At 54.3% G+C, this 23,852-nt stretch carries 19 protein-coding genes; 11 read left to right on the top strand and 8 right to left on the bottom strand.

Annotation, left to right across the window (positions count from 1 at the left end; translation table 11 throughout):
• Positions 1-4: 4 nt before the first annotated feature.
• Both ACUN8H_RS15945 and ACUN8H_RS15940 read left to right on the top strand, forming a co-directional pair.
• The gene (locus tag ACUN8H_RS15945) at positions 5-2,047 is read left to right on the top strand and encodes a hypothetical protein (protein ID WP_445533049.1); all 2,043 of its coding nucleotides are present in this window, start codon (positions 5-7) and stop codon (positions 2,045-2,047) included.
• A 31-nt stretch (positions 2,048-2,078) separates the two neighbouring features.
• Positions 2,079-2,837: a TlyA family RNA methyltransferase gene (locus ACUN8H_RS15940; RefSeq protein ID WP_445533048.1), complete on the top strand. Its 759-nt coding sequence runs from the start codon at positions 2,079-2,081 to the stop codon at positions 2,835-2,837.
• A 21-nt stretch (positions 2,838-2,858) separates the two neighbouring features.
• On the opposite strand, the gene mscK is transcribed toward ACUN8H_RS15940, so the two are convergent.
• On the bottom strand, positions 2,859-6,170 hold the full coding sequence (gene mscK, locus ACUN8H_RS15935) for a mechanosensitive channel MscK (RefSeq protein WP_445533047.1): 3,312 nt from the start codon (positions 6,168-6,170) through the stop codon (positions 2,859-2,861).
• A 206-nt stretch (positions 6,171-6,376) separates the two neighbouring features.
• Between mscK and ACUN8H_RS15930 the strand changes: the two genes are divergently transcribed.
• From ACUN8H_RS15930 to ACUN8H_RS15915, 4 genes are all read left to right on the top strand, one after another.
• The gene (locus tag ACUN8H_RS15930; RefSeq protein ID WP_445533046.1) at positions 6,377-7,408 is read left to right on the top strand and encodes a phospholipase A; all 1,032 of its coding nucleotides are present in this window, start codon (positions 6,377-6,379) and stop codon (positions 7,406-7,408) included.
• A 77-nt stretch (positions 7,409-7,485) separates the two neighbouring features.
• Positions 7,486-7,818, top strand: coding sequence for a DUF883 family protein (locus ACUN8H_RS15925; protein WP_289113401.1), 333 nt, complete (start codon positions 7,486-7,488; stop codon positions 7,816-7,818).
• Positions 7,818-8,222, top strand: a complete 405-nt coding sequence (locus ACUN8H_RS15920; protein ID WP_445533045.1) for a phage holin family protein — start codon at positions 7,818-7,820, stop codon at positions 8,220-8,222. Before ACUN8H_RS15925 ends, ACUN8H_RS15920 begins: the two co-directional genes overlap by 1 nt.
• On the top strand, positions 8,197-8,508 hold the full coding sequence (locus ACUN8H_RS15915; RefSeq protein ID WP_445533044.1) for a hypothetical protein: 312 nt from the start codon (positions 8,197-8,199) through the stop codon (positions 8,506-8,508). Before ACUN8H_RS15920 ends, ACUN8H_RS15915 begins: the two co-directional genes overlap by 26 nt.
• A 31-nt stretch (positions 8,509-8,539) precedes the next feature.
• Here the strand turns inward: ACUN8H_RS15915 and ACUN8H_RS15910 are convergent, their stop codons facing one another.
• Positions 8,540-9,724 (bottom strand): NAD(P)/FAD-dependent oxidoreductase, encoded by a 1,185-nt coding sequence (locus ACUN8H_RS15910; RefSeq protein ID WP_445533043.1) that lies wholly within the window; start codon positions 9,722-9,724, stop codon positions 8,540-8,542.
• Positions 9,725-9,883: 159 nt separating this feature from the next.
• Between ACUN8H_RS15910 and ACUN8H_RS15905 the strand changes: the two genes are divergently transcribed.
• The gene (locus tag ACUN8H_RS15905) at positions 9,884-10,957 is read left to right on the top strand and encodes an efflux RND transporter periplasmic adaptor subunit (RefSeq protein WP_445533042.1); all 1,074 of its coding nucleotides are present in this window, start codon (positions 9,884-9,886) and stop codon (positions 10,955-10,957) included.
• Positions 10,957-14,076 carry an efflux RND transporter permease subunit gene (locus tag ACUN8H_RS15900; protein ID WP_445533041.1) on the top strand — a complete coding sequence of 1,040 codons (3,120 nt, stop codon included), beginning with the start codon at positions 10,957-10,959 and terminating at the stop codon, positions 14,074-14,076. The genes ACUN8H_RS15905 and ACUN8H_RS15900 overlap by 1 nt, the downstream gene beginning before the upstream one ends.
• Before the next feature lie 177 nt (positions 14,077-14,253).
• Here ACUN8H_RS15900 and ACUN8H_RS15895 read toward each other — a convergent pair whose 3' ends face one another.
• Complete coding sequence (locus ACUN8H_RS15895) at positions 14,254-14,682, bottom strand: DUF3617 domain-containing protein (RefSeq protein WP_445533040.1); 429 nt, start codon at positions 14,680-14,682, stop codon at positions 14,254-14,256.
• 148 nt (positions 14,683-14,830) lie between these two features.
• Between ACUN8H_RS15895 and ACUN8H_RS15890 the strand changes: the two genes are divergently transcribed.
• A complete protein-coding gene (locus tag ACUN8H_RS15890) occupies positions 14,831-15,040 on the top strand; it encodes a CPXCG motif-containing cysteine-rich protein (RefSeq protein ID WP_008959592.1) in 210 nt (69 codons plus the stop codon).
• A gap of 6 nt (positions 15,041-15,046) precedes the next feature.
• Here the strand turns inward: ACUN8H_RS15890 and ACUN8H_RS15885 are convergent, their stop codons facing one another.
• From ACUN8H_RS15885 to ACUN8H_RS15870, 4 genes are all read right to left on the bottom strand, one after another.
• Positions 15,047-15,877 carry an ABC transporter permease subunit gene (locus tag ACUN8H_RS15885; RefSeq protein ID WP_445533039.1) on the bottom strand — a complete coding sequence of 277 codons (831 nt, stop codon included), beginning with the start codon at positions 15,875-15,877 and terminating at the stop codon, positions 15,047-15,049.
• Entirely contained in the window at positions 15,874-16,785 is a 912-nt protein-coding gene (locus ACUN8H_RS15880) for an ABC transporter permease subunit (protein ID WP_445533038.1), read from the bottom strand. Before ACUN8H_RS15880 ends, ACUN8H_RS15885 begins: the two co-directional genes overlap by 4 nt.
• A gap of 52 nt (positions 16,786-16,837) precedes the next feature.
• A complete protein-coding gene (locus ACUN8H_RS15875; protein WP_445533037.1) occupies positions 16,838-18,019 on the bottom strand; it encodes an ABC transporter ATP-binding protein in 1,182 nt (393 codons plus the stop codon).
• A gap of 99 nt (positions 18,020-18,118) precedes the next feature.
• Positions 18,119-19,222 carry a polyamine ABC transporter substrate-binding protein gene (locus ACUN8H_RS15870; protein WP_445533036.1) on the bottom strand — a complete coding sequence of 368 codons (1,104 nt, stop codon included), beginning with the start codon at positions 19,220-19,222 and terminating at the stop codon, positions 18,119-18,121.
• 358 nt (positions 19,223-19,580) lie between these two features.
• Here ACUN8H_RS15870 and ahpC point away from each other — a divergent pair, with 358 nt between their 5' ends.
• Positions 19,581-20,138 carry an alkyl hydroperoxide reductase subunit C gene (gene ahpC, locus ACUN8H_RS15865; protein ID WP_431313193.1) on the top strand — a complete coding sequence of 186 codons (558 nt, stop codon included), beginning with the start codon at positions 19,581-19,583 and terminating at the stop codon, positions 20,136-20,138.
• Between the two features lie 158 nt (positions 20,139-20,296).
• Positions 20,297-21,853 carry an alkyl hydroperoxide reductase subunit F gene (gene ahpF, locus ACUN8H_RS15860; RefSeq protein WP_445533035.1) on the top strand — a complete coding sequence of 519 codons (1,557 nt, stop codon included), beginning with the start codon at positions 20,297-20,299 and terminating at the stop codon, positions 21,851-21,853.
• 69 nt (positions 21,854-21,922) lie between these two features.
• On the opposite strand, the gene phaC is transcribed toward ahpF, so the two are convergent.
• Entirely contained in the window at positions 21,923-23,842 is a 1,920-nt protein-coding gene (phaC, locus tag ACUN8H_RS15855; protein ID WP_445533034.1) for a class I poly(R)-hydroxyalkanoic acid synthase, read from the bottom strand.
• Positions 23,843-23,852: the final 10 nt, after the last annotated feature.

Here is a 23,852-nt window from a genome sequence, read left to right as displayed (position 1 = left end):
CACCGTGGAGACAGATCAACTCACGTCTTCTCAGGAAGATAGCAAGCTCAATGGACTATTGAGCAAATTTGATGACGCCGTGCGCCTGCTAATGCAGGCGCCCGCCTTCTCAAAGGCTGCCAAGTTGCCGCGGGTAATGGATACTGCGCGGCGAATACTACTTCAGGACGGCGGTTGTGAAGCTTTGGAATCACGCGCACAGGCGTATGAAAACGCAGGTGTGTTTTTGGGCTCCGATTGGGAAACGCCTCAATACTTGGTGCCTACGCTAACGACCTTCTCGCTGAAGAGCGCCGAGGCGGATGTCGTGGTCATTGAGGCGTTAAGCGAGCTGCGACTACTATCTGTAGCGAAAGGCGATTACGCTCATAGTCTGGTGTCCGCAGAGCATGCACATCATTACCTGACTCAGGTCATGGCCATCAATTTGTGGCTGCTTTTTTTACCGCCCAGCGAGGCGGAACGGGAAACACAAGGACGACTCGCCACCATTCCTCGCCAGCTTTTCCAGCACTTGGCCGACCGAATCGGTTACGAGCATATCGTCGATCAACTGATTGATGAGATTTGGCGTATTTTAAAGCAGCGTCCCATCCAGGTGGATGCGATCAAGCAGATGATCACCCAGATTGCATTATGCCAGGCCAACCCGGCCATTGATCTGGGCGCTAGCGGCCAGGGGGCCGACCGCTTGGTCAGTTCACTCTACGGCCCCACCCAGGCCTGCCGGGAAGACCCGGGTGTCGACGTTTATCGCGACCGTCTGGAGCATATGGACCAAGCTGCCCTGCAAGCCGAATCCACCGGCTTTGCCAGGGCGATGCACGATACCGGCTTGGTCTCTCCCTATCATGCGGTATTGTTACGCCACCTGCTTGAAGAAGGCGACCACTTACTCTCTGAAGCGCTGGGACTGTCGTCCACGGGCCGTGATTGCCTACTCTGCTATCGCGAGCTAGTTCAAGCGTTGATCAGGGGCGGTGTCTATCCAGCCTCTTCTCAGGCCGTCTATGGCTTGGCACTGATGCTGGAACGCGGCATTCTCTATCAGCCTCCTGTGGCACCCGCCATGTGGCGTCAGCTTAATCTGCCGCTATCAGAGTGGGCACAGTCGCGACTCACTATCGCTTATGGCGACACTGTCTCACCCCGTGCCCGTCTGATTGAAGGCGTGCTGTGCATGCTGGGCCTGCCACTAGGCGTAGGCCAGGGCAACAACCCAACCTGCCAATCGGCACGCGCCCTTTCCATGTGGGCCTATAACGACCCTGATTACCTGCTGCAGATGGTGGCTTGGGCAGCGCGCGATGACGAAATCATCATGCATTTTGAGGGGCAGGCGATCTCCTCAATGGAGAGTTTATCGGGCGTCGCCACGGAACTGCCCATGGACCTTGATCCTGTCTCATTGATTGTGGTCCCCCATTTGGACCGTATTTATGCGGAAATGGGCCGACGCTGCATTGATCGAGATGGCGACCCTCATCGCTGGGTTAACCCGGAATTTCATGGCTGGTGGTCTGGCCGCGGCTTTCGCATCAATGTCGATGTGGCCACGGGGCAACTGAGCGATGTGGATGACTTTGTCCGTCATTTCTATGCCTGCTATCACCCTTTTTACAATGGCAACCAGCCGTTGATACATCCACAGCCAGCGGGCATTGCGGTGACCGATAGCGCAGCACGGTTTATCGGCTGGCACGCCATTACCATTTTGCGGGCCTCGCTCGACCCATCTGATGTCATGCGGGTGTATTTCTATAACCCTAACAACGACAGTGGGCAGGATTGGGGCGATGGCGTCATTGTGAGCACGTCTGGCAATGGTGAGCGTTTTGGTGAGGCCTCGCTGCCTTTTGAACGCTTTGCGTCACGCCTCTATATTTATCACTTTGATCCACTTGAGCACGGTGAAATCGTATCAGTGACCAGCGATGAGTTGGAAAGTGTTAAAGATTATCTGCACCGAAGCTGGGGGGCGACGCGCCTGCCGCCCACCGAACTACAGGCCGACCAAGGCCCTAACGCCCCATTGGATGTAGAATAAACCCTCACTGCTCACCATACGTTCACTCACTATGATGCGATTAGATCAACTGTTGGTCAGCCAGGGGCTGGCCAACTCGCGTACCCGCGCCCAACGGCTCATTCGTCATGGCCGGATTCGTCTTGCCGATAACGGCAGAGCGTTACTTAAGGCTTCCGAAAAATGGCCCGAAGAGACCCGCTTTGATGTGGAAGATGACCCCGAAGAGCGCTATGTCTCCCGCGCTGGCTTAAAGCTTGAAGCGGTACTGACTACGTTACAGCTGCGCTTGGATGATTATCGCGTGCTTGATGTTGGCCAATCCACCGGGGGCTTTACTGACTGCGCGCTTCGATTTGGCGCCAGCCATGTCATTGGTGTCGAAGTGGGCCATGGGCAATTGGTAACTGAACTGCGTGAAGACCCTCGCGTGACCTGCCTAGAAGGCTTGAACGCTCGAGCAATGAGCAGCGATGTTGCATTAGCAGGCATGCTAACGGCGCATCCCATTGATTGTGCCGTGATGGATGTATCGTTCATCTCTCAAACGCTGATTCTGCCTGAAATTGCCGCTTTGTTGCCGCTGAACGGTCAGTTGATTTCGCTGGTAAAGCCCCAGTTTGAACTCTCCCCCGGCGCTCTCGATAAACGCGGCGTGGTGCGCGATAACAAGCGCTTCGCAGAGGTTGAAGCCAGCATTCGCCGTGCCTGCGAAGCCTGCGGACTGATCATTGAGCATTGGCAGGAAAGCCCCATTACCGGCAGCGATGGCAATCGGGAATTCCTTCTTCACGCTATCAAAAGCATTTAAACAAGCGGCTTAAAAAGCGCATTACGTTGACGAAGGCGGCATGAGCTGATGAGCGGACTGCACTTTGACTGCGTCGCCCTGCTCAGGGTGCAGCCATACATCCATCTGCTCAAAGGCCACGCGAACGCCCGCTTCACGAAACAGCGCATCGACTCGGCAGTTGATTTCATCAGCGGCAAATAGCCGATCCAGCAAGTCGTTGACAAAAATGCGTAGCTCAAAATTAAGACTGTGCTGGCCGTAGCTTAGGCAGAAAACCTGTGGTTCTGGATCGGTGAGTACGCGTGGATTTTCATCCGCGACCTGACGCAACAGCTGGTGCACCTTGGCCATATCGGAGCCGTGGGCCACACCGTAAGTCAGCACAACACGCGTGATGTTGTCCGATAGCGACCAGTTAATCAGTTGGTCGGTGACAAAGGTTTTATTGGGAATGATGATTTCTTTACGATCAAAGTCGGTCACCGTGGTAGCCCGGATGCGAATACGACTAACCGTGCCGTGCAAGTTACCCAAGGTGATGGTGTCACCGATACGAATAGGGCGTTCAAACAGGATGATCAAACCCGAGATAAAGTTGGCAAAAATCTCCTGAAGACCAAACCCTAACCCTACACTCAATGCGGCCACCAGCCACTGAAGCTTGTCCCAGGAAACGCCCAGTGTCGAAAGCCCCATGACGATCCCGGTGCCCACAATGGTATAGGAGAGCAGCGAGCTAATCGCGTAGGCACTGCCCTGCTTTAATGACAGCCGAGACAGCACCATTACTTCCAGCAGGCCGGGTAAATTGCCTGCCATAATAAATGTAACGGCGACAATCAGCAGCGCCGCAAAGATATCGGATATCGAGAGCGCGTTATTAACCAGGTCACCCTCTTGTGCTTCCCACAGTGACACATTATCCAAATAGCCGAGTACCGAGAGCAAATCGGACCAAACCAGGTAAAGCAGCGCACTAAAGCCAATCAGCACTATCAACTTGGAAAGTCGTAGCGATTGGCTATTGATCTGCTCCATATCAAGCGGCGGTTCTTCGACGACTTCCAACCCCCCTTCGGCACCTTCCTGCACCTGCGCGCGACGACGCGCCAGGGCACGGCGATAGGCGAGACGCCTTGCAGCCACTGCCAGGCTGCGTACCAGCGTGGCTTCGACCACCACCCATAACCCCAATAGATAAAGCGTGATGGCAAAGCGTCCCACCAAGCGAAGCGCGGTGTACTCATAGCCCCATACAACTAATCCCAATAAAACCAACGGTACCGACGCCATCGCGAGCCCTAAGAGCAAGCGAAACAGCCGCACACCAAAAATCGGAATATGGGCCAATATTAGCTGAACCAGCCACCAGCTCATCGCTAACAAACCCAGCGACAGTAACGCCAAAGCGACTGGCCGCATGGCTAACGGCGTTTCCATTTCCCCCGACATGGCCGCAATGGCGATAACCGGCACCAAGGCTACGCCTAACCCGCCTAACAACTGCCGTAACCGCGCCGTGTAGTGAGGTGACCAAGTAAAGTGGCGCTCAGCCACCCCATCAGGCACCAGCAACCGGCGCACCCACGCGACGACTCCCCAACTTAAGGCTAACTGTAGCAGCGCCGGAGCAACGCTATTTGCCAGCGGCCCCGTTGTGCCGAGCAACCCCACTCCGATCCCCGCTAATGCCAGTGGCCCGGAGAGTGCCAGCAATGCATTTAGCAACACGGCTTTTGGCGTGTGTAGCTGTGTATCGCTTTTCAAGCGGCCGATTTGAGAATGCAGATTGGCCAAACGCGTTTTGATATGGCGTCGCAACCCCATCAGCACTAAGCCCACTAGCACTAGCGGCGCGCCATTAAGCACTTGCCAAGAGAGCCCTTGCCAACGGGTGGGCAAAATGGCGCGCCACTCGCCTTCTTGCCACTCTAACCATAAATTATGCGGCAGTTGGCGCAGCCAGTTAATGTCCAGCGGGCGGCTATTGGCGACCCAAAATAGTTGTTCATCGATGGTTTCGCGCAGTTCAATCGTTGTCGATAACACCTGCTGCTGGTTTAACTGTAGCTCTATGGCCGCACTCAACAAGCTTCCATAAGATTGTTCTAACTGCTCGACAAGCTCGCGTCTGGACTGATAGAGCCGCGAGAGTGAATCCACCAGCCCCGGCGTTGCTTCAATGCCAGCCTCGGCTAGTCGCGTCGTGGCAAATTGTTCGCTCTGGCGTAACTGATCACGCTGGCGAACTAAATCAAACTGCTTCAAACGCAGATCGGCAATTTCATCCTGCAGATCTCGCCGTGTGTTTAAGGGGGGCAGGGATTGCCGTTGCTCTCGCAGAATGCGCGACAGCAGTTGGCTTCCGCGGATGGCATCAATTTGCTCATTCAGGCTACGCTGCAGTTGGCGGACATGCTCTAACTGGCGCTGTGCTTCAATATTCTCGCGCACAATACTGTTAGCGCGGTCGGTGGCCCTAAGCAGTTCCAGACTTAATGTTTGGTTGGTTTGTTGGGCTTGCACTACAACGGGGTGACCCGCAGCAATTAAAGGATTGTCCCGGGCGGCATCGGCAATCGCTTGCTCTGAAGCCAAACGCCGCTGCCGGTCGATCACGCCTTGTAGCATACTGAGCTGCTGCTCTTGATAATCGATCTGCATCATCAGCACATCACGCCGCTCCTGCGCCAATTCACGCAAGCGGCTATTGGCACTGAGCTCGCGCTGGTAAAAGCTCACTTCGCGTTCAGCAAGTGCCCGCTCAAGGCGCTGTTGTATAAGCGTTGCATCACTCAACGCAGAAAGTTGGCGATCGGCTAGCAAAGCCTCGCGCTCATCGTGTTGTCGGCGTAAACTCTCTGCGCGCTGAAGAGATTCAGCAATGGATTGTTGGGCACGTTCAGGGAGCGTTTGGGCGGCTAACAGTTGGGAGTTCACTTCCGCTAGTTGGCTTTGCAATTGCTGTAATTCGATCACCGCGTCAGATTGCAGTGTTTCGAGCTCGTCAAGAGGCCGGTCACTCAAACCGGCGACGGAAAGCTGCTGCGATGCTTCTTCCGCTTCGGATAACTCCCGCTGCAGGCGTGTTAAAAGTGCGGGTGCCTGCTCAACGCGAGTCTCTAGCGCAGCAAGGCGCTCATCGAAAGAAGCCAGCCGCTCATAAGCGTCAAGGGCGGCCTCTAAGGCTTCTTTGTCGCTGGTTTGCTGGGCGGTCAATTCCCCCTCAAGTGCTTCTAACTGGGCAAGCCTTGTAGCCAGCTCAGCCTGTGCAGGCACACGCTCGAGCATACTGGCTTGGAGCGCGGCATGGGCGAGAGGGCTCGCAGTACTGCTAATGATAAGCAGCAAGAATAAACACGTTACGATCCACTTACAGGCGCATCTCACCACGTTACTTATGCCTCGTTGACATCAAAAGCTCCGCCGACACGGATAATAGCGGTATTGTCAGACGTTCTGATAGCCAACGCAATCAGAGGTGTTGACTTCCGTGGGGGGCATGATAGAAACGACCATGGCATTTGCCTATTCATTCCTTTTGCGAGCCACCTTAGATGGTTATCCGAAAACTAGCGGTTACGAAATTACTGGTTGTGCTGAGTCTTGCTACGGTTAGTGCAAGTGCCCTCGCCGAGACCCAACAAGAGATTGAAGCTCGCATTCGCGCGCTCAATGCTGAACTTTATGATTTACGTCAGCAATTACAGCAGATAGCCCCCCCCCAAGACGCCGCGCAAGGCGTTCCGTTTGAGCAATTGCCCGAAGAAGCCGCTAGAGAAGATCTGAGCGAGCGCCGTGAACTTGAGCAGGAATCGAGCCGAAACCCGTTCTCAATCACCACGCACCGCACTAACTATCTCTTTCCGGTAAGCTACAATGCGAACCAGAATCGCGAGAGCTTTCGCAATATTTCAGACGATAGCGAAGTGGATAGCGTGGAGCTGAAATTTCAGTTCAGCGCCAAAGTGAATCTGGCTGAGCAGATATTTGGTAACTATGGAGACGTCTTTTTTGGCTACACCCAGCGTAGTTGGTGGCAGGCTTACAACACTGACGCCTCATCCCCTTTCAGGGAAACCAACTACGAGCCCGAAGTATTTATCGACTTCGATAATGCCTGGGGTGCGCTTGGCTGGGTGAACACGCGTAATCGTGTCGCGCTCAATCACCAGTCTAATGGTCGTTCAGACCCTCTCTCACGCAGTTGGAACCGGGTTTATCTTGAAAGTACCTTCCAGCGCGGTGATTGGGCGTTCACCCTGGCCCCCCACTGGCGGATACCCGAATCCAAAGAGGATGACGACAACCCTGATATCGAACGGTACATGGGTTACGGCGACATCCGCCTCGCCAAGCGCCTCAATAACAACCATGAAGTGAGTGGGCAACTGCGTGGTAATCCAAGTGCTGGCAATATAGGTACACAGATCGATTACAGCTGGCCCGCTTTCAACAACTTGCGCGCACATGTACAGTACTACTACGGCTATGGCGAAAGCATGATCGATTACGATCATCGTGTGCATCGCTTAAGTCTAGGGTTCAGTTTAAACCCCTTATTTAGTGCGACAGGGCTGAACCGATAAGCACATTTGCTTGTCTGTTGTAGGGTGGCTGCTATGCTTATAGTAGTTACACAACTCATTCGTCAAAGGAAGACTCCATGGCTAAACGTCAGCAAACTTACTCTACTCAAGCCGATCAACTCAAAGATGATCTGCGCCATTTAAGCGAAACCGTTGAAGAACTCGTCAACGCGACAGCCAAAGATGCCAGTGGAGAAATGCATGACCTGCGTACCCGTGCCGAGCGCCGTTTGAAAGACACCCGCGCACGTCTTGAAGCGCGCGGCGAGCGAATCTATGACGAAACACGTGATTCACTGACACAGCAAGCTGACGCCTGTGACCGCTACGTTCACGAAAACCCCTGGACGAGCATTGGTATTGGTGCTGCTGCCGGTATGGTTGTGGGTATGCTGCTCGGTCGTCGCTAATGGCTCTGGGTCCAACCCAACGCGTCTTCTCTGCCGTCAAACGCTTGCTAAAATCGCTAATTGCGAATAGCGAAACCCGCCTGCGTTTGGCGGTATTGGAATTAGAGGAAGAGCGCGCGCGTCTTTTAGTATTACTTCTTTTGGCAGGCGCTAGCTTATTGCTGCTGTTGCTAGGAATAGCGACGCTGACAGCGCTGATCGTGGTTCTCTTTTGGGACACCTACCGTTTAACCGCTATCGCAATTAGTGCGGGCGCTCTCATAGGCGCTAGTCTACTCTTGGCGTTTATCGCTGTACGTCAGTCTAAACGGCACTCGCTACTGAAAGAAACACTCAAACAGCTGGCCGCAGATCGAGCACTGCTTGAGGAGCCTAGTGATGAAACCATCCGCAGACACCGTTAAACCGCTACCGAAACTCCCGAGCCGTGCTGAACGCAAAGCATTGCTGCTGGCGGAGCTAGAGCAGCAGCGGATCGATATTCTGGTCGATAGCGACTATCTGCAGCAAGCCGCCTTACCCTTAGATAAAAATTGGCAAAGCGTTAAGTTACCGCTTTATGCGGTGGGTGGTTTTGCTGCTTTCAAGATATTGCGCCATCCCGGTGGCGCCATGGTAGCAGGCAGAAAAGCACTCGCTGGCTATATGCTACTTAAGAAGCTAAAACTGTTAGCTAAAGTAGCCACCTAAGGGTAAGTCGCTTCGGCATGGGTGGCGTTGCCTAGCATGATTGTCCGCAGGCAACGCCACTCGCCCACGCCCATTGAAAGTTGTACCCACCCAGCTCGCCCGTCACATCCACTACTTCCCCGATAAATCGAAGCTGCGGCAAACCTTTCACCTCAAAGGTTTTGGACGATAGGACATCCGTATTGATCCCGCCCATAGTGACTTCAGCGGTGCGCCACCCTTCGGTGCCCGCAGGCTTTAGCTGCCAGGCATTGAGTCTTTCCGCCCACTCATCCAACGCAGCATTCGCATACTGGGCCAATGGCCGAGCCGGGTTTTGCTCGGGGTACCACTCCATCAGCGCTTGGGCTAACCGCTTGGGAAAACGCTCACCCAGCCATGTGGAAAGTTGCCGCTTGGGTGTTGACTCCCGCGCTTGGCGGAGTGATTCCGCCGCATGTTCATCGGGTAATAAATCGATGGTGAGGCTCTCCCCTGGCTGCCAGACACTGGATACCTGAAGCATTGCCGGACCCGACAGGCCGCGGTGGGTAAATAGCAGGGGATCAACAAAGCGGCGGTGACCGGCGCTGGCGGTCACGGGGACGCTCAATCCCGAAAGCTCTGCCGCGCGTGCTTTCCAAGTATCACTCAGAGTGAACGGCACCAAGCCTGGGCGCGTATCGAATACCTCCAAGCCAAATTGGCGGGCAATGTCATATCCCAACCCAGTCGCCCCCATGGTAGGAATAGACAGGCCCCCGCTCGCCACCACGACCACTCCCGCATCGAGCGTGCCGATCGAGGTCGTTAGCTGCATAGCATCGCCTTTCTGCTCAACGCGATTAATGTGCGTACTCAGCGCTATTTCCACACCGGCCCACTCACACTCGGTCAGCAGCGTGCGCACGATCTCTTTCGCTGAGGTGGCACAAAACAGCTGCCCCGGCGTTTTCTCGACGTACTCGACGCCATGGCGCTCCACTAGCTCGACAAAGTGCTCTGGCCGATAACGTTTGAGCGCTGAAATACAAAAGTAAGGATTAGCCGAGTAAAAGTGCTGTGGTGTGGTGCCAAGGTTGGTAAAGTTGCAGCGCCCGCCGCCGGACATCAAAATCTTTTTGCCCGCTTTGTTTGCATGATCAAGCACTAAGACGCGCTTGCCGGTATAGCCCGCTTGCGCTGCACACATTAGCCCCGCAGCGCCCGCACCGATGATAACGACATCGTAGATCATAAAAAGAAGCTCATAAGGAAACGCTCATAGGGAAAGGCATCAAAGGGCGGCTCGGACGGAAAAAACAGGCATTCTATCAGGGACAGGCTAGATAATTTATTCTATTAAAAAATTTGGTTATAAAATCATTGTATAAATATTTACCACAACGAGACCACTATGTATTTACCTGTTCGACGACGGCTAAGGCTCGCCCTCCTCCCTCTTGCCCTGCTATTAACGCAGGTAGCGTTGGCCCAATCGACACCGACCGTTATTGGTACACGAGCGGCACTAACCACTTGGTCGGACCCCCTCGAAGCACTGGGGACGCTCAGTGCCGATGAAAGCGTGACGCTCTCCACCACCGTCACGGAAATTGTCGCCGACATCAATTTTCAGGACGGTGAGCAGGTGGAAGCGGGGCAATTGCTTATTCAACTAGAGGATGGAGAAGAGCAGGCACTGCTGAGAGCTTCACAGGCACTTCGCGAAGAAAGGCGTAACGCCTCAAATCGTGCCTCTCAATTGCAAGACCGTAATCTGGCTGCCCGAGCCGATGTAGAAGATAGCCAATCCCGCTTACGCCAAGCAGAAGCCGATATTCAAGCTATTGAAGCTCAGCTGGAAAATTATCAACTGCAGGCACCCTTTAGCGGTCGCGTTGGGTTTCGCAATATCAGCGTTGGGGCACTTGTGACCCCAGGCATGGATTTGGTGACTCTCGATAAGCTAGATGTCATGAAGCTGGATTTCAGCGTGCCTGAGGTGTTTTTGGGCCGACTTTCGCCAGGATTGATGTTGAATGCCACCACGGCGGCCTTCCCCAACGACATTTTCAGCGGCGAAATCGCCACTATCGGCACCCGGATCGACCCGGTGACACGCAGCGTAAATGTGCGTGCCGAACTCGATAACGCCGATGGTCGGTTGCGCCCGGGGATGCTCATGGAGGTCATCGTTCAGCAGCGCGTGCGCGACACCATTGTGATTCCTGAAGCCGCTATTGAGCCCAGCGGAGACCGTCATTTTGTCATGCTTATCGAACAGGGTGATACCACGCGCTTAGCTCGCCGCGAAGTGGTTATCGGCGAACGGCGCAATGGCGAGGTAGAAATCCTAGAAGGCCTAGCAGCCGACAATTTAATCGTCGTACACGGCTTACAGTTAGCGCGGGATGGCCAAGAAGCCCGGTTAATCGGCATCACCGATGATGAAAACGGTATTCGCGAGCTGCTGGAGGCTGACCGCTAATGCGCCTTTCGGATATCTCCGTTCAGCGGCCGGTGCTGGCGATGGTCATTGCAGCGCTGATTATTGCCTTTGGCCTGCTGGCACTTAATCGCTTGCCGCTGCAAGAGTATCCGACCATCGATCCGCCGGTGGTCACAATCGACACCCGCTACCCAGGCGCCTCGGCCAGCGTAGTCGAAACGCGCATTACGCAAGTATTGGAAGACCGCATTGCGGGCGTGGAAGGCATCGAACTAATCACCTCGCAAAGCGAGGATGGCCGTTCCCAGATCGAGATTGAATTCGGCATTGATATGGATATCAATGCTGCCGCCAATGATATTCGTGATCGAATTGCCGGAGCCCTTCGCAACCTGCCCGATGACGCTGACAATCCCGAGGTCACCAAAGCCGACAGCAGTGAAGAGATCGTGGTATGGCTAAGCCTTTCCGGCGAAGACTACTCAATCACCGAACTCACCGATTATGCCAATCGTTTTCTCGTTGATAGCCTCTCCGTACAGCCAGGCGTGGCTCGAGTGCGTGTTGGCGGCGGCAGTGATTATGCCATGCGCGTCTGGCTGGACCGTAATGCCCTGGCGGCCCGTGGGCTTACCGTGGGCGATATCGAAGATGCTCTGCGGGCCGAAAACGTCGAATTACCTGCTGGCTCCATAGAATCCGTTGATCGACAGTTCATTGTTCGCCTGCCCCGTAGCTTTGCCAATGCCGATGACTTTCAGCGCCTTGCCGTTAGCTCGCCTAATCAGAGCGAAAACGGCTACTTGGTGCGCCTTGCTGATGTCGCTCGGGTAGAGGTCGGTGCCGTGGAGGATCGCTCGGTGTTCCGCTCCAATGGTGTTCCCATGGTTGGGCTGGGCATGATCATGCAGTCAACGGCCAATGTGATCGAACTATCGGAAGCCGTACAAATAGAACTGGAGCGGCTGCAGGGCACGCTGCCGGAGGGGATGTCGCTAAGTTTGAACTATGACGCCTCGCTGTTCGTCTCCGGCGCTATCGAGCAAGTCGTGATGACGCTGTTTATCGCCATGGGGTTGGTGGTGGTTGTGATCTTCATGTTTTTAGGCAATTTACGCACGACCTTGGTGCCCGCAGTCACCGTCCCCATTGCCGTCATCGGCGCCTTCACCGCCCTTGCCGCGATGAATTTCTCGATTAACTTGTTAACCCTGCTGGCGTTAGTGTTGGCGATTGGGCTGATCGTGGATGATGCCATCGTGGTGCTCGAAAACATCAACCGGCGGATGCACGACTACGGTGAAACGCCTTTAGTGGCGGCCTTTCGTGGCACCCGGCAAATTGCTTTTGCCGTTATCGCGACCACTCTCGTCTTAGTGGCGGTATTTGTACCGTTGAGTATGTTGCAAGGTGATATTGGACGCCTATTTTCTGAATTCGCACTGACCATGGCCGCCGCTGTCATCGTCTCCACGCTATTGGCGCTGACGCTTACACCGATGATGGCGTCTAAAATTCTCAAGCCTGGCATGCACGATAGTCACATTGGCAAAGCCGTCCAATGGTTGCTCAGCGGCACGCAACGCCGCTATCAAACTGCCCTTGAATGGATGCTTAATATGCGCTGGCTGGTGGTGGCCCTGTTTGTACTGCTGATAGCGGCGACCGCCTGGCTCGCAACAGTGCTGCCCAATGAATACACCCCACAAGAAGATCGCGGCAACTTTATCGTATTGGTAAACGGCCCTGAGGGCGCCACCTTCGACTATATGATGGACTATATGGATGAAATCGAAGCGCGCATGACGCCGCTGGTGGAGAGCGGCGAGCTAGAGCGTGTGGTGGTTCGTGCGCCGCGGGGCTATGGCAATATCGAGAACTTTAACAGCGGCTTTATTATCGTCAACATGGCCGACTGGGGCAGTCGTCGTAGCGCCTGGGAAATCATGGCCGAAGTACGCCAGACCCTGAGCACCTTGCCAGGGGTGCAAGCGTTCCCCGTGATGCGCCAGGGCTTTGGGCAACGTACGGAAAAACCGGTTCAATTTGTACTCGGTGGCGGTACCTATGAGGAGCTTGCCCGCTGGCGGGATACGCTGATCGACCATATGCGCGAGAACAACCCGCGCTTGATGGCCATCGAAAGTAATTACAACGAGACTCAGCCCCAATTGCGGGTAGAGATCGACTACGAGCGCGCCGCGGCATTAGGCGTTACCGTCACTGAAATTGGCAGAACCCTGGAAGTGCTGCTGGGCGGGCGCAACGTGACTCGCTACGTGGACGAGGGTGAAGAGTACGATGTCATTTTGGAAGGCGACCGCGGCAGCCAAAATAGCCCACGCGCGCTGGACAATATCCAAGTACGCTCGGCGCGCTCCGGCGAACTGATCCCCTTAGCCAGTCTTGTCACCCTTTCCGACTTTGCTGGCGCCAGCACTTTGAACCGCTTTGACCGCATTCGCTCGATTACCATCGAAGCTAATCTGGCGGATGGCTACCCGCTCGGCGAAGCGTTAACGTATTTAGAGGAAAGTGCCGCTGAGCTACTACCCGAAGAGGTGCAAACCAACGTGGCGGGTGCATCGCGTGACTTCCAACAAGCCAGTGGCGCCACCGCCTTTTTGTTGATCTTGGGCGCTTTGGTCGTTTTCCTGGTGCTCGCTGCGCAATTTGAAAGTTTGATTCATCCCTTTGTCATTATGCTCACGGTGCCACTCGCCATGAGCGGTGCCCTGCTCGCCCTGCTGCTAAGCGGGCAATCGCTCAATATTTACAGTCAGGTGGGGCTGGTGCTGCTGATTGGACTCGCGGCTAAAAACGGCATTCTGATCGTTGAGTTTGCTAATCAGCTGCGCGACGAAGGAAAAGCGTTCCGAGCAGCGCTGATGGAAGCCTCGATCACACGCTTGAGACCCATCTTGATGACCGCCGTTACTACCATGGCCGGTGCCATTCCGTTGATCATTTCCACAGGCCCTGGTGCCGAGTCACGTTTGGTGATTGGCACCGTGATTATGGCGGGGGTCGGTTCAGCTACGCTGTTCACGCTCTTTGTAGTCCCCGTGGCTTATGACTTGCTCGCCCGTCACACCGGCTCACCAGGTGCCGTGAAGCGACAGTTGGAAGAAGAAATTGCCAACGCGCCATCCGAGTGATGTCATGGTGACTGAAGCGTGGCCATTTGGGTGGGGAGTGTCATTGCGAACGAAGTGAAGCAATCTGGTTTTTAGAGGCCACCGCACGCTTGAGATTGCCGCGTCGCTGCGCTCCTCGTAATGACACTCTCAATAAAAAAGGGTGCCAAATGGCACCCTTCGCAAGGCAACTAGCGGTTATTCACATTCGCCGAGATGCTCGCCTTCGATCACTGTGTTCATGCTCAGCTCGCCCATGGGTGACTGCGTCAGAATATCGACGCTGCCTTCAATTCGTTCACCCATAAAACGCATTTCGCCATCGATGGTGGCTTCGCCACCCTCAGCGCGGCACACCATGCTGTAGCTAAGACCGTCAGCGTTCAATTCCTGGTCGAGTAGCTCACAGCCCTCTTCTTCCTCGATGAAGCCGAACTCAGCTCCCTCAAGCTCTTCCTGGGTAATACACTGCCGTTCGGTTTCCGTTTGATCCGGAATTTCCATCTCACCGCTGACGCTGGTTTTGCTGACAAATTCCCACTCGCCAGCTTTCACATTGGGGGTTTCAGCCAACGCGACCATCGGAAAGGCCACCAGGGCCGCTACTGCCATGTTACGTAACATCATCGCTACTCTCACTGCGTTGCTTTAGGAACTTAGGGCCTGGATATCCTACCTGATTCAATCCCACGATGCCCTACCTGACGACCACCCTGCTACACTCATCCCCATGAAGCGCGTGATCAAGCGCTCAACGTCTAAAAGGAAGCCAACAATGCATGATGACGCCCTGGTCAATTATGACTTCCACTGCCCCTACTGCGATTCACCGCTGACCTTTCTGATTGATACGTCTCAGGGCAGCCACGACACCTGGGAAGACTGCCACCAGTGCTGCGCGCCTATCCAGTTACAAGTTGTCGTTTCGCCGATGACCGGCGAGCTCGATAGTGTCGTTGCCGGGCGTGACGATGATGTTCTATAGCGAGACTTAAGCGTCTAGTAAGGCACTCTTCCGCTTGGTTTCATTACGGCGCATAAAGAACCATGCCAGCAGCGTTGCCAGCGACACCGTCAATATAATCAGCGTGGCGAGCGCATTGATCTTAGGCGACACACCCATGCGCACCGATGAAAATACCACCATCGGCAGCGTGTTGGCGCCAGGGCCTGAAACAAAGCTGGCAATAACCAAATCATCAAGGGAGAGCGTAAACGCCAGCAACCAACCCGCCGCCAGGGCGGGAGTAATAATCGGCAGCGTGATGGAGAAGAAAGTTTTGACCGGTGGCGAACCTAAATCCATGGCAGCCTCTTCAATTGAGTGGTCCACCTCTCGCAGTCTCGCAGCCACCACCACCGCCACGTAGGCGCTGCAGAATGTGGTGTGGGCAATCCAAATTGTCGCCATGCCACGGTCAGCGGGCCACCCGGTTATCTGCGCCATTTGAACAAACAGCAGCAGTAGCGATAAGCCCGTAATCACTTCAGGCATGACCAGCGGCGCTGTGACCATACTAGACAGCGCCGTTTTGCCTCTAAAGCGACCGTAGCGGGTCATTACAAAAGCGGCCACGGTGCCTAAACAAACCGCCATACTGGCAGCAAAGAAAGCGATTCGCAGGCTCGTCCACACCGCCGATAAAATCTGTTCGTCTCGTAACAACTCGCCGTACCACTGGGTGGAGAAGCCAGCCCAGACAGTGACCAGCTTCGAGGCATTAAACGAATACACCACCAGTACCAACATGGGTAGGTAAAGAAACAGTAGACCCAATACCAGCATGACCGTTGAAAAATTGAAACGCCGAAGGCTGCTCATGATGCTAGCTCCTTGGACTGATAGCGATGGAACCAGACAATCGGTACCAACAGCAGTAGCAGCATCACCATGGCCAACGCCGATGCCACGGGCCAGTCACGGTTAAGGAAGAACTCTTCCCACAATACCTTGCCAATCATTAACGTGTCCGGGCCGCCCAGCAGCTCGGGAATGACGAACTCGCCAACCGCCGGGATAAACACCAGCATCGAGCCCGCCACAATTCCCCCCATCGAGAGTGGCAGGGTGACTTTGATAAACGTATTGAGCTTGCGCGAACCCAGGTCAGCAGCCGCTTCCAATAACGAATTATCCATGCGGGTCAGGTGGGCATAGAGTGGCAGCACCATAAACGGCAAGTAGGCGTAAACGATACCGATAGTGACCGCAAACTGGGTGTTCATCATGCGTAGCGGTGAATCGATAAGGCCCAAGCCTATCAACAGGTTATTGATGAGACCGCTGTTACTGAGAATTCCCATCCAAGCATAGACACGAATCAAAAACGACGTCCACGAAGGCAGCATGACCAGCAGTAGTAACAGCAGTTGCCAGCGTGCCGGTGCCCGCGCCATGGCATACGCCATTGGGTAGCCGATCAGCAGACAAGCCACCGTTGCTATGAACGCAGTTTTGACCGACCCCCAATAAGCGGCGATATACAGCGAGTCCGAAAGCAGGAAAAGATAGTTGCCAACATTTAAAAAAATATGCAGTGTCTGGTCGGCATAATCCAGCAGCGGCCCGTAAGGCGGAATCGCAATCGCCGCCTCGGAGAGGCTGATTTTGAGCACCAACGCAAAGGGCAGCAGGAAAAACAGCGTTAACCAGACGAGCGGAAACGCAATCACCACCCGCCGCCCCAGTTTCAAGCGTTTGAGCAGTGCTGAAGAACGAGATGACTTCATTGAAGGCAGGCTCCTCGCAGTAGGAAATGCACCACGCTAGCAGTTCAATTTTCTAGCGATTTAGGACAATGGTGCTGTGATCTTCCCAGTGGACGTAAACACTATCCTCCCAGGTAGGCCGATCACCGCGACGCTCCGTGTTGGCCATACTGACCTTGATCATCTGACCCGACGGCGTGCGAACGTAGTAGAGCGAGAACCCCCCTAGATAGGCAATATCATCCACTTTGCCCTCGGCCCAATTATATTCCGTGGTGGGTTTTTGTCGGGTTAGCCAAATTTTCTCAGGCCGCAACGCGACCCATACACGACGATCCATCGCCTGGGTGGTAATCCCATGATCAATATAGATGGGCTGATTCAGTGCGGGCGCGACAATGCGACAGTGGTCGGCAGCATCCTCGATAATCTCGCCTTCAAACAGATTCACCGTACCCACGAATTCAGCCACCATGCGGCTTACCGGACTTTCATAGATATCCACCGGCGAACCTACCTGCTCGATCCAGCCGTCAGCCATAATGGCCACGCGATCGGCCATGGTCATGGCTTCTTCCTGATCATGGGTCACCATGATGCAGGTAACACCGACCTGCTCAATAATCTCGACCACTTCCAACTGCATTTCAGTGCGCAGTTTTTTATCCAGTGCCCCCATGGGCTCATCCAACAACAGCAGCTTGGGACGCTTGGCCAATGACCGGGCCAGTGCGACCCGCTGGCGTTGTCCACCGGAAAGTTGATGCGGTTTGCGCTTGGCAAACCGCTCCATGTGCACTAGCTTGAGCATTTGCGCGACACGGGCGTCGATATCCGCTTTGGGCAGCTTGTCCTGCTTCAAACCAAAAGCGATATTCTGCGCCACCGTCATGTGCGGAAATAGCGCATAGGACTGAAACATCATGTTGATGGGCCGCTTGTGCGGCGGTATGGCGGTGATATTGACGCCGTCTAACAATATGCGCCCTTCCGTTGGCGTCTCGAATCCCGCCAGCATACGCAGCAGGGTTGATTTACCCGACCCCGAACCACCTAACAACGCAAAGATTTCGCCGCGCTTGACCTGCAAGTTGACATCATCCACCGCCAGCGCATCATCGAATCGCTTGCTTAAGCGTTTCACTTCCAGCACCACGTCCTCAGCAAACCGAGGGGTTTTTCCCTGGGCGCGAGGCACTGAAGGGGCTGTGGGTGAAGCAGATGAAGGCTCGTTCGACAGGGGCGTAGTGACCATTCGCCACTCCCATCAAAAGGCCCGGTAACCCGGGCATTGAAAAATAAACAGCGAGCCGATGAGGGTGTGCCTCAGGCTCGCCGTCGGATAACGGTCGGCTTAGCGGCCAGACTTCACGCGATTCCAAATACGCGTGCGGGCGCGGAGCACATCTTGGGGCTTTTCTGCCTGCACGTATAGGTTTTGCATGACATCCGTTTCCGGGTAGATTGCCGGGTCGTTAATAATCTCTTCTGAAAGGAACTCGTCAGCCGCCGCATTCGGGTTAGCATAACGCACGTATTCAGTTATCTCAGCGGCGATTTCCGGGTCAAGAATAAAGTTGATGAACGCATGGGCGTTTTCAGTGTTCGGCGCGTCGGCGGGCACTGCCATCATGTCGAACCAAAGGGCTGCGCCTTCTTTGGGGATGGTATAGCCAATAGAGAAATCGCGCCCTGCTTCTTCTGCGCGTGCAGCGGCTTGGAAAACATCACCGGAGTAGCCTGCGGCTACGCAGATATCGCCGTTCGCCAGGTCAGAGACATAGCGCGATGAGTGGAAATAGGTCATGTCGTCGCGGACGTCGGCAATCAACTCGCCAGCAGCTTCGATATCTTCGATATTTTCGCTAAGCGGATCCAAGCCCAAATAGGCCATCGCGGGCGAAAGCATCTCATCAGCGGAATCCAGCATCGACAGGCCGCAACCTGCCTCGCTGAGTGCGCCGGTTACCTCGGGATCGAACAGCAACGCCCAACTGTCTACGGGGGCATCGTCACCAAGAATTTCTTTTACACGCTCAACGTTATAGCCGATACCATTGGTGCCCCACATATAGGGAACCGAGTATTCGCTACCGGCGTCGATGGTTTCCAGGTTAGCCATCAACTCAGGGTTGAGGTTATCTAAATTGGGGAGTAACTCGTGATTAAGCGGCTGGAACACACCGGCTTTTACTTGACGGGTAAAGTAATAGGTAGAGGGCACCACCACGTCATAACCCGAACGACCGGCAAGCAGTGCAGCATCTAGGATTTCATTGCTATCGTAAACGTCATAGGTCACTTCAATGCCGGTACGCTCGGTGAATTTTTCCAGCGTTTCCGGGGCAATGTAATCTGACCAATTATATACCCGCACCTCATCGGCATGGGTAGCGCTAGCCGCTGCGGCAAACGAAATGGCCGCAACGGCCGCTGAAAGTTTGTGGATGTTCCCCATTATGACTGCTCCTGATGATCTCAACTAGTTAGCCACGTTTGTTAGCCATTTGTGTCAACGTTGTCTGGCCAAGGTTATCAATGCCAGCTCACCCACGGCTAACAATAGCGTAGGCCATAATGCTGACCGTGCGAATTTTGCGATGCAGGGGCGTCCACCGCAAGCCAATGTGAAAAATTCTTGTATTCTGCTTCATCGACCCCATTAACCTGCCAGCGCAACGACACCGCTTGCGCTAATAGAGAAATGCTATTGGTAGTATGCCTATTCTTAATTTTAGCCTTTAGTCGTTAGCCATTAGTATCATTACCACTTTCTAATTGTTCATTCACCTATCCTGGAGATTATCTGAATGTCTTTGATCAACACTGAAGTTAAGCCGTTTAAAGCGACTGCCTATTTGAATGGCGAATTTGTTGATGTGACCGAAGCGGACTTGCAGGGTCAGTGGTCTATCTTTTTCTTCTACCCTGCAGATTTCACCTTCGTGTGCCCGACCGAGCTTGGTGACTTAGCCGACAACTACGCTGAGTTCAAGAAACTGGGCGTTGAAATCTACAGCGTTTCAACGGATACCCATTTCACCCACAAAGCATGGCACGACAGCTCTGACACCATCGGCAAACTCCAGTACCCGATGATTGCTGATCCGACGCTGCGCATTTCACGCAACTTCGAAGTCTTGATCGAAGAAGCCGGTCTTGCCGAGCGCGGTACCTTTGTTGTCGACCCTGATGGCAAAATCCAAATTGTCGAAATCAACGCTGGCAACATCGGTCGTAATGCCGAAGAGCTGCTGCGCAAAGTGAAAGCTGCTCAATACGTGCGCGCCAACCCGAACGAAGTATGCCCAGCGAAGTGGAAAGAAGGCGAAGACACCCTCGCGCCGTCTCTAGACTTGGTAGGTAAAATCTAAACTTCCTACGGCTGCCAAACGGATACTTTTCACTCTGTTGCTCTTTTGGCAGCGCGACACCCGGGCACCAGCCCGGGTGTTTTGTTTTATTAGGCACGCGTTATTGCGCCGTGCTCTTTGACCAAACACCGACATGTTAACTGCGAGGAAGCACTGTCATGCTGGACGCCAATTTAAAATCCCAGTTAAAAGCGTATCTGGAAAAAGTGACTCAGCCGTTCGAGATCGTTGCGTCCCTCGATGACGGTGCCAAGTCACAAGAATTACTCGGCCTGCTGGAAGAAATCAGCAGCTTGAGCGATAAGATTACCCTGCATAGCGATGGCCAGGATGCACGCACGCCATCGTTTGCGATCAACCGCCCCGGTGAGGAGACGGGCGTTGTATTTGCCGGTATCCCGATGGGCCACGAGTTCACCTCGTTGGTACTGGCACTGCTGCAAGTCGGCGGTCACCCACCCAAAACATCAGACGAACAACTCGATCAGATTCGTGCGCTTGACGGCGAGATGCTGTTCGAGACGTACTACTCGCTCTCTTGCCAGAACTGCCCTGACGTAGTTCAGGCGCTAAATCTGATGGCTATCTTCAATCCTAACGTGCGCCATGTCGCTATCGACGGGGCGCTGTTTCAGGATGAAGTCGAGTCCCGTGAAATCATGTCGGTGCCGAGCATCTACCTGAACGGCAAACCGTTCGATCAAGGCCGCATGACCCTTGAACAGATCCTTGCCAAGGTCGACACCGGCGCAGCCGAACGCGATGCTAAAAAGCTCAGCGAAAAAGCCGCCTTCGATACGCTCGTGATTGGTGGCGGTCCCGCCGGTGCTGCGGCAGCCATTTACTCGGCGCGCAAGGGCATCAACACCGGTGTTGCCGCTGAACGCTTCGGTGGCCAGGTGGCCGACACCATGGGTATTGAGAACTTCATTTCGGTGTCACATACCGAAGGTCCAAAACTGGTCAGCGCGCTGGAAGAACACGTCAAAGATTACGAAGTTGACGTCATGAACCTGCAGCTTGCGACTTCTTTTAGAGCGGCCGAAGCCGAAGGCGGCCTACATGAAGTCACGTTCGAGTCTGGTGCCAAACTAAAGAGCAAGACACTGGTACTGGCAACAGGCGCCCGCTGGCGCGAAATGAACGTGCCTGGCGAGCAGCAATACCGCAACAAAGGGGTCGCCTACTGCCCCCACTGTGATGGCCCGCTGTTCAAGGGTAAGCGTGTCGCCGTCATTGGTGGCGGCAACTCGGGTGTTGAAGCAGCGATTGATCTGGCGGGTATTGTTGGCCACGTTACATTGGTCGAGTTTATGGGCGAAATGCGGGCGGACGCCGTACTACAGAAGAAGCTCAAGAGCCTGCCCAATGTGGATATTATCCTGAATGCGCAGACGACCGAAGTCACTGGCGACGGCAGCCGTGTTAACGGCTTGAACTATAAAGACCGTACAACTGACGAGAGCAAGTCCATCGCGTTGGAGGGTATTTTCGTTCAGATTGGTTTAGTACCCAACACTGAGTGGCTGAAGGGCTCACCAATTGAAATGACGCCTCGAGGTGAAATCATTGTCGATGCTCATGGTATGACGTCCGTGCCCGGTGTATTCGCCGCAGGCGATGTCACGACCGTGCCTTACAAGCAGATCATTATCGCCATGGGTGAAGGTGCTAAAGCATCGCTTGGCGCTTTCGACTACCTTATTCGTAACTGATTACGACGAAATAAAGCCCGCTGACACACTGTCAGCGGGCTTTTCTCGTCTTAGCTCTCTAGCGATCAATCAAGACGTCTTAGGTATCTCACCAAGCACCTCTGGAATCGTCATCTTCACATAACGCCCTGGCGCAGGCTCAATCACCTTGAGCTCCCCCTCGCCAGGTTGGCGCGCAGGCACCATTTTCTCGCTATCGGCATAGCCATTCTCGGTCATCCAGGCCTGCCAGTGGGGCCACCAGGAGCCTTCATGCGGCGTTGCGCTTTCCAGCCAAGCCTCATGGCTTTCCGGTAGCGTGTCATTGGTCCAGTAACCATACTTGTTCTTATGGGGAGGGTTGACGATACCGGCGATGTGGCCCGAGCCGCCCAACACGAAGGTGGCCTGCCCTTTGGGTAACAAGGCGCCATAATAGGTACTGTTCCACTTGGCGATGTGGTCTTCCTTGGTAGACACGAAGTAGCTGGGCGTTGACACCTTACGCAGGTCTATATTAATGCCATCCAGCTCAATGCCACCTGGCTCTACCAACCGGTTTTCCAGATACATATGGCGCAGGTACCAGCCGTGTGTGCCTGCGGGAAGATTAGTGCCGTCAGTGTTCCAGTAAAGCAGATCAAAGGCTGCTGGCGTTTCGCCCTTCAAATAATTGTTGATGTAAAACGACCAAAACAGATCGTTCTCACGCAGTAAATTGAAGGTGTAAGCCATTGAGCGACCGTCAAGATAGCCTTTCAGTTCAAGCGTCTGCTCTATGCCATCGACCACTCGTTCATTCAGAAAGACGCCGATATCGCCCGGATCGCGAAAATCCTGCAGCGTCGCCATATACGTTACTGACTTTACTTTGCGCCCACGCCGCGTACTGGTGAGGTAGGCGACCGTAGAAGCCGTTAATGTGCCGCCCACACAATAGCTGAGCAAATTGACCGACTTCTCTCCACAGGCTTTCTCGATGGCTTCCATCGCGCTGATTGGGCCCATCTGCATATAGTCGGCCCAGGTGATATCGCGCTGTTCGGGTCCAGGGTTGCGCCAAGAGATCAAAAATACCGTATGGCCTTGTTCCACTAGCCACTTCACCATGGAGTTATCTTCGCGTAGATCGAGAATGTAGTACTTATTGATCCACGGGGGCACCATCAACAGTGGTGTTTTGAAAGCTTTTTCTGTGGTGGGGGTATATTGAATGAGCTGTATTAGTTCATTTTCGTAAACCACCGCACCGGGCGTTACGGCAATATTGTCCCCCACCCCAAAAGCACCACGATCGGTCATACGAACATTAATGCCTTCAGCAGAGTTGCCTAAATCCTCTCGCAGCCGCTCCAACCCATCAAGCAAGTTTTGACCGCGGGTTTCAACCGTGCGGCGCATGACTTCGGGATTGGTGCTCATAAAATTAGTCGGCGCCATCGCGTTGACCAATTGGCGCGCGTAAAACAGCAGGTTCCGCTGCTGGGTTTCGTCGAGACCACTTAAGCTTTCAATCAGCTCTTCAACCATCTGCGAGAACAGCAGGTATTGCTGCATGATGGCCATATAGTGTGGGTCTTGTGTCCACGCCTCGTCTTTGAAACGGCGATCATTTTTGGCTGGCGTTACTAACGGGGCAACTTGCTCTCCAGCCATGCCACGCATTGCCTGTTGCCACAAGAGCCACTGATCCTGCACCAACCGAGCCTGCGTTTCCCACAGCAGGGTGGGATTTTGCATGAGCGACTGAGCACCCGCCTCGAAGCTTTCACGCATGTCGCTATAAATGGAGTCGGCAGCCTCACTGGGGGCGATACGGGAAAGCAGGTCCTGCATCAATCCCTGGTACTGCTCGCTAATCGCTTTAAGCTGATTGTTCCAAGCTTCAATGTCGGCCTGGGATAACCCCTCAGGTAAGCCCTTAGCTATCCCATCGGCTACCCCCTGAGAAAGACCTTGAGAAAGCCCTGAGGATAATGCCTGGAATGGATTGTGCCACGCTGACTGCATACTAACTCTC

The organism is Vreelandella sp. V005, from assembly GCF_052645115.1.
The sequence above is the reverse complement of the archived record's forward strand: the minus strand, read 5'-3'. Positions and strand labels throughout refer to the sequence as shown.

Excerpts from the sequence above, each read along its gene's own strand:
- ACUN8H_RS15940 (WP_445533048.1), top strand. The coding sequence starts at position 2,079 with ATGATGCGATTAGATCAACTGTTGGTCAGCCAGGGGCTGGCCAACTCG.
- ACUN8H_RS15930 (WP_445533046.1), top strand. The coding sequence starts at position 6,377 with ATGGTTATCCGAAAACTAGCGGTTACGAAATTACTGGTTGTGCTGAGT.
- ACUN8H_RS15925 (WP_289113401.1), top strand. The coding sequence starts at position 7,486 with ATGGCTAAACGTCAGCAAACTTACTCTACTCAAGCCGATCAACTCAAA.
- ACUN8H_RS15920 (WP_445533045.1), top strand. The coding sequence starts at position 7,818 with ATGGCTCTGGGTCCAACCCAACGCGTCTTCTCTGCCGTCAAACGCTTG.
- ACUN8H_RS15915 (WP_445533044.1), top strand. The coding sequence starts at position 8,197 with ATGAAACCATCCGCAGACACCGTTAAACCGCTACCGAAACTCCCGAGC.
- ACUN8H_RS15910 (WP_445533043.1), bottom strand. The coding sequence starts at position 9,724 with ATGATCTACGATGTCGTTATCATCGGTGCGGGCGCTGCGGGGCTAATG.
- ACUN8H_RS15905 (WP_445533042.1), top strand. The coding sequence starts at position 9,884 with ATGTATTTACCTGTTCGACGACGGCTAAGGCTCGCCCTCCTCCCTCTT.
- ACUN8H_RS15900 (WP_445533041.1), top strand. The coding sequence starts at position 10,957 with ATGCGCCTTTCGGATATCTCCGTTCAGCGGCCGGTGCTGGCGATGGTC.
- ACUN8H_RS15895 (WP_445533040.1), bottom strand. The coding sequence starts at position 14,682 with ATGATGTTACGTAACATGGCAGTAGCGGCCCTGGTGGCCTTTCCGATG.
- ACUN8H_RS15890 (WP_008959592.1), top strand. The coding sequence starts at position 14,831 with ATGCATGATGACGCCCTGGTCAATTATGACTTCCACTGCCCCTACTGC.
- ACUN8H_RS15885 (WP_445533039.1), bottom strand. The coding sequence starts at position 15,877 with ATGAGCAGCCTTCGGCGTTTCAATTTTTCAACGGTCATGCTGGTATTG.
- ACUN8H_RS15880 (WP_445533038.1), bottom strand. The coding sequence starts at position 16,785 with ATGAAGTCATCTCGTTCTTCAGCACTGCTCAAACGCTTGAAACTGGGG.
- ACUN8H_RS15875 (WP_445533037.1), bottom strand. The coding sequence starts at position 18,019 with ATGGTCACTACGCCCCTGTCGAACGAGCCTTCATCTGCTTCACCCACA.
- ACUN8H_RS15870 (WP_445533036.1), bottom strand. The coding sequence starts at position 19,222 with ATGGGGAACATCCACAAACTTTCAGCGGCCGTTGCGGCCATTTCGTTT.
- ahpF (WP_445533035.1), top strand. The coding sequence starts at position 20,297 with ATGCTGGACGCCAATTTAAAATCCCAGTTAAAAGCGTATCTGGAAAAA.
- phaC (WP_445533034.1), bottom strand. The coding sequence starts at position 23,842 with ATGCAGTCAGCGTGGCACAATCCATTCCAGGCATTATCCTCAGGGCTT.